Origin of the sequence: Luteitalea sp. (assembly GCF_022842525.1) — a bacterium.
Classification (GTDB): Bacteria; Acidobacteriota; Vicinamibacteria; order Vicinamibacterales; family Vicinamibacteraceae; genus Luteitalea.
The window spans coordinates 1-3,916 of record NZ_JALHPM010000327.1; the positions used below are offsets into that span (position 1 = coordinate 1).

General features: G+C 70.3%; 4 protein-coding genes. 2 read left to right on the forward strand and 2 right to left on the reverse strand.

Annotated elements, in window-relative coordinates:
- Nucleotides 1-187: alpha/beta fold hydrolase (locus Q0C41_RS30300; protein ID WP_291990579.1), on the reverse strand; the 187-nt coding region annotated here is incomplete at its 3' end.
- A gap of 51 nt (nt 188-238) precedes the next feature.
- Nucleotides 239-1,852, reverse strand: a complete 1,614-nt coding sequence (locus tag Q0C41_RS30305; RefSeq protein WP_291990581.1) for a glycosyltransferase family 39 protein — start codon at nt 1,850-1,852, stop codon at nt 239-241.
- 43 nt (nt 1,853-1,895) lie between these two features.
- Between Q0C41_RS30305 and Q0C41_RS30310 the strand changes: the two genes are divergently transcribed.
- Together Q0C41_RS30310 and Q0C41_RS30315 are read left to right on the forward strand one after the other, a co-directional pair.
- On the forward strand, nt 1,896-3,434 hold the full coding sequence (locus Q0C41_RS30310; RefSeq protein WP_291990583.1) for a glycoside hydrolase family 32 protein: 1,539 nt from the start codon (nt 1,896-1,898) through the stop codon (nt 3,432-3,434).
- A gap of 63 nt (nt 3,435-3,497) precedes the next feature.
- The coding region (locus Q0C41_RS30315; RefSeq protein ID WP_291990584.1) for a 3-deoxy-7-phosphoheptulonate synthase at nt 3,498-3,916 on the forward strand (419 nt) is incomplete at its 3' end.

Consider the following 3,916-nt stretch of genomic DNA (forward strand, 5'->3'; position numbering starts at 1 on the left):
AGCGGCCGAACCCGCGTCGGTCGTAAGCGACGCAGCGGTAGCCGTCGGCGGTGAGCGCGTTGATCTGCCCCTCCCACATCGCCTGGCTCAACGGCCAGCCATGGATGAGGACGACAGGTGTCCCCTGTCCCAGGTCCTCGTAGTAGATCTCGGTCGACGGCGTCGCGGTGGCGGTGATGTACGGCATGACCCCTCAGACGTGATGACGTGTATGTCGGTGCCTACGGATGGGCCTGCGCTAGCGCCTGCGGAGGATTTCGATGGATGGGCCCGGCAGGCGCACACCCTCGAGGCCCCACAGCGGAAGATACAGCGCGTCCTGCTGGTCGTACAGGCCGGCGTGTCCCGCGTCGGTCGCCTGCAGCATGGCCACCCGGCGGTACCGTGATGCCGCGAGATGTTCGAGGTGCGGCGGCACCTGGCTGTAGAGCGTCAGGGGCGAGCGCTGCAGCACCAGCCAGTCGGGCAGGCGCGCCTCCCCCGAGGCATCCGGCGCGAACACCCCGGCGGCGTCCGCCACGAGGACCTCGAGGCCCGTGCGCGCCGTGCCGAGCGTGAGCGGCACGTGTCCGTAGTCGCGACCCGACAGGTGGATGGTCTGGCCTGGCGATGCGTGCTGCAGAAGGAACTGCGCCGCGATGACGCGGGTGTCGGGCCGCGCCAGGACGCGGTCCAGCAGGATCGCCTGATGCAGCGACGGCGTGGCCAACCCCACCGCCAGGAGGACGGTGACGGCTGAGGCAGGCACGGCGGGGAATCGCGCGCCGAGCCGGCGACCCACCTCCACCGTCAACCAGCCCGCAGTCAGCGCCAGAAAGGGCAGCAGCGGGAGGGCGTAGCGCGCGAACACGGTCTCGAGGGTGCCGATGACGATGAAGTAGGCGACGGGAAAGGACAGCAGCACGAGCGCCGCGCGGGCGCGGGTGAGCAGCAGGCCGAGGGCGCCGGCCACGCTCCAGAGGTAGAGCGGCCAGCCGAAGGCGGCCGGCAGCGTCACCAGCGCATGGTGCCGCCACCCCGACCCGACATCGATGCCGTGTGGCTGCGACAGGCCGTCACCGCGCGCCGTGACGTCGCGCAGGAACCGCTCGGCCTCGACGAGCACGAAGGGCGTGAGCGCCAGGAAGGCCACGACGCCAGCGGCGGCCGCCAGCGCCGCTGCGATGGCCACGGTGCTCGGCCGGACGAGCCGTGTCGGGCGCGGCACCGCCAACAGGCTCGCCGCCGCCACGAGGAAGGGCAGTGCCACGCCGAGGCCGTTGTACTTGGTGGACGTCGCCGCCCCGCCGACGAGTCCGGCGGCGATGGCCAGCCCGTGGCGTGGGGTCTGCTGCCATCGCAGCACGTACAGCGTCGCCAGCACGATGAGCCCGGTCATCGTCACGTCGAGGGTCCCGAAGTGGGAGTCCCGGACGTGCAGCAGGCTGACGGCGAGATAGCCCGCCGACACCAGGCCCGCCGCCGGGCTCCACAACAGCCGACCGATGCGATCCACCCAGTACACGGTCGCGATGCCGACGATGGCCGAGATGGCGCGGCTGGTCAGGAAGAACGGCGCGAGGTCGACCCGCCGGCTCTCGGCGAAGCTGGTGAGATCCGGGGACACGCCGGCCACCCACCGCACCAGGAAGACTCCCAGGTAGGCCAGCGTCAGGACGTAGATGAACCCCGTCGGGTAGATGAAATCCACCGGCCGGCACTGGCCGATGAGACACAGGACGGCGGGCCCGGCGACGGCCGTCTCGTCGGGCCGTGCATGCGCGAACGGCAGGCCGAAGGACAGCCCGTGCAGCCGGAGCGCCGCCGCCAGCGTCAGCACCATCAGCAGGACCACTCGCTCCGTCGTGAACACTCGACGCATCGTGTTCGTCGCCAAGCCCGCTACTCTATCGCCGATGCGTCATGCCCTCACGAGCGGTGTCCTGCTGGCCGCCCTGGTCCTCGGCGAAGGCGCGGTGCCGTCGGCGCAGCCTGTCAGCAGGACCCCACGGCTCTACGACGAGCCGCTCAGGCCGCGCATTCACTTCTCGCCGCCCCGCAACTTCATGAACGACCCGAACGGGCTCGTTCACTACGACGGCGAATACCACCTCTTCTACCAGTACAACCCGCAGGGCACGACGTGGGGGCACATGTCGTGGGGGCATGCCGTCAGTCGCGATCTCCTCCATTGGGAGCATCTGCCACTGGCCCTCGGCGAGGCCGACGGCGTGATGATCTTCTCGGGCAGTGCCGTGGTCGACCGCGGCAACACGAGCGGGCTCTGCCGCGGCAGGAGCGCCGACCGGTCTTGCCTCGTGGCCATCTACACCGGGCACGGCCACGGCAGGCAGACCCAGAACCTCGCGGTGAGCCAGGACCGCGGCCGCACGTGGACGAAGTACGCCGGCAATCCCGTCCTCGACCTCGGCCTGAAGGACTTCCGCGACCCGAAGGTGTTCTGGCACGCGCCAACCCGCCGGTGGGTGATGGTCACGGTGCTGCCGGATCAGCACAAGGTCCGCTTCTTCGGATCGCCCGACCTGAAGACCTGGACGGCGCTCAGCGACTTCGGGCCGGCCGGCGCGACAGGCGGCGTGTGGGAGTGTCCCGACCTGATCGAAGTGCCGCTCGAGCACGAGCCGGGACGCACCCGCTGGGTGCTCGACGTCGATCTCAACCCGGGCGGCCCGTGGGGTGGCTCCGGTGGCCAGTACTTCGTCGGCACTTTCGATGGCACCCGCTTCGTGAGCGACGACCCGCCGGGCCAGGTGCGCTGGGTCGATCACGGCAAGGACTTCTACGCCTCGCTGTCGTTCTCCGACCTGCCGGCGCGCGAACGCGGTCCGATCTGGATGGGGTGGATCAGCAACTGGCAATACGCCAACGAGGAGCCGACCGAGACCTGGCGCGGCGCGCAGTCCCTGCCGCGCCGGCTCATGCTTCGCCGTGCCCCCGACGGCTGGCGGCTGATCCAGCAGCCGACCGGAGGCCTGAGCGCCCTGATGGACCCGGATCCGACCCGGCATCAGGTGCTGCGCGACAGCCTGCCGCTGCCACCCTCGGCCGACATGACCTTCGTGGTGAGCGCTGCCGACCAGAGCGAGGTCGGCCTGCGCCTGAGCAACGAACTCGGCGAAGAGGTCCTGATTGCGGTCAGCGCCGACCGCACGACCCTCTCGATCGACCGCCAGCGCTCGCGGCAGGGCCCCTCGCCGCAGGGCTACGCCGAGCGCCACACGGGGCCGCTCCGTCCCTTGCCGCAGGTGCCGGTGCGGGTGATCTTCGACCGATCCGTCATCGAGGTCTTCGCCAACGAGGGCGAGACGGTGATGACCGAGCGCGTCTACCCGACGCGTCCGTTCACCCGCATCGAGTGGATTGGCGGGCGCCGCCCGGCCAGCGGGTCCACGCGCCTGCTGGCGCTGAAGACCATCTGGCCGTCAAGCCGGTAGCAGGGGGTATGACTCGCCTGCGGTTCCGGATTTGCGCGGCCCTGCAGTAATCTGGCGGGTGCAATGTACCGCCGGACGGACGACCTTCGCATCACCCAGACCCGCCCTCTGCTGCCGCCAGCCATCCTCCTCGAGGAGCTGCCGACCAGCGAGCGCGCCACCAACGTCGTCGCCAATGCGCGGCAGGCCATTGCCGATGCCGTGAGCGGCCGCGACCCCCGGCTGGTCGTCATCGTCGGTCCGTGCTCGATCCACGACACGGGGGCCGCGGTCGAGTACGCCGAGCGCCTGCTGCCGCTGGCAGAGCGCTACGGGTCCGAGCTGATCACGGTGATGCGCTGCTACTTCGAGAAGCCGCGCACGACGGTCGGCTGGAAGGGCCTGGTCAACGACCCCGATCTCGACGAGAGCTTCCACATCAACAAGGGCCTGCGCCTGGCCCGCCAGCTGCTGCTCGACGTCAACGAACTCGGCCTGCCCGC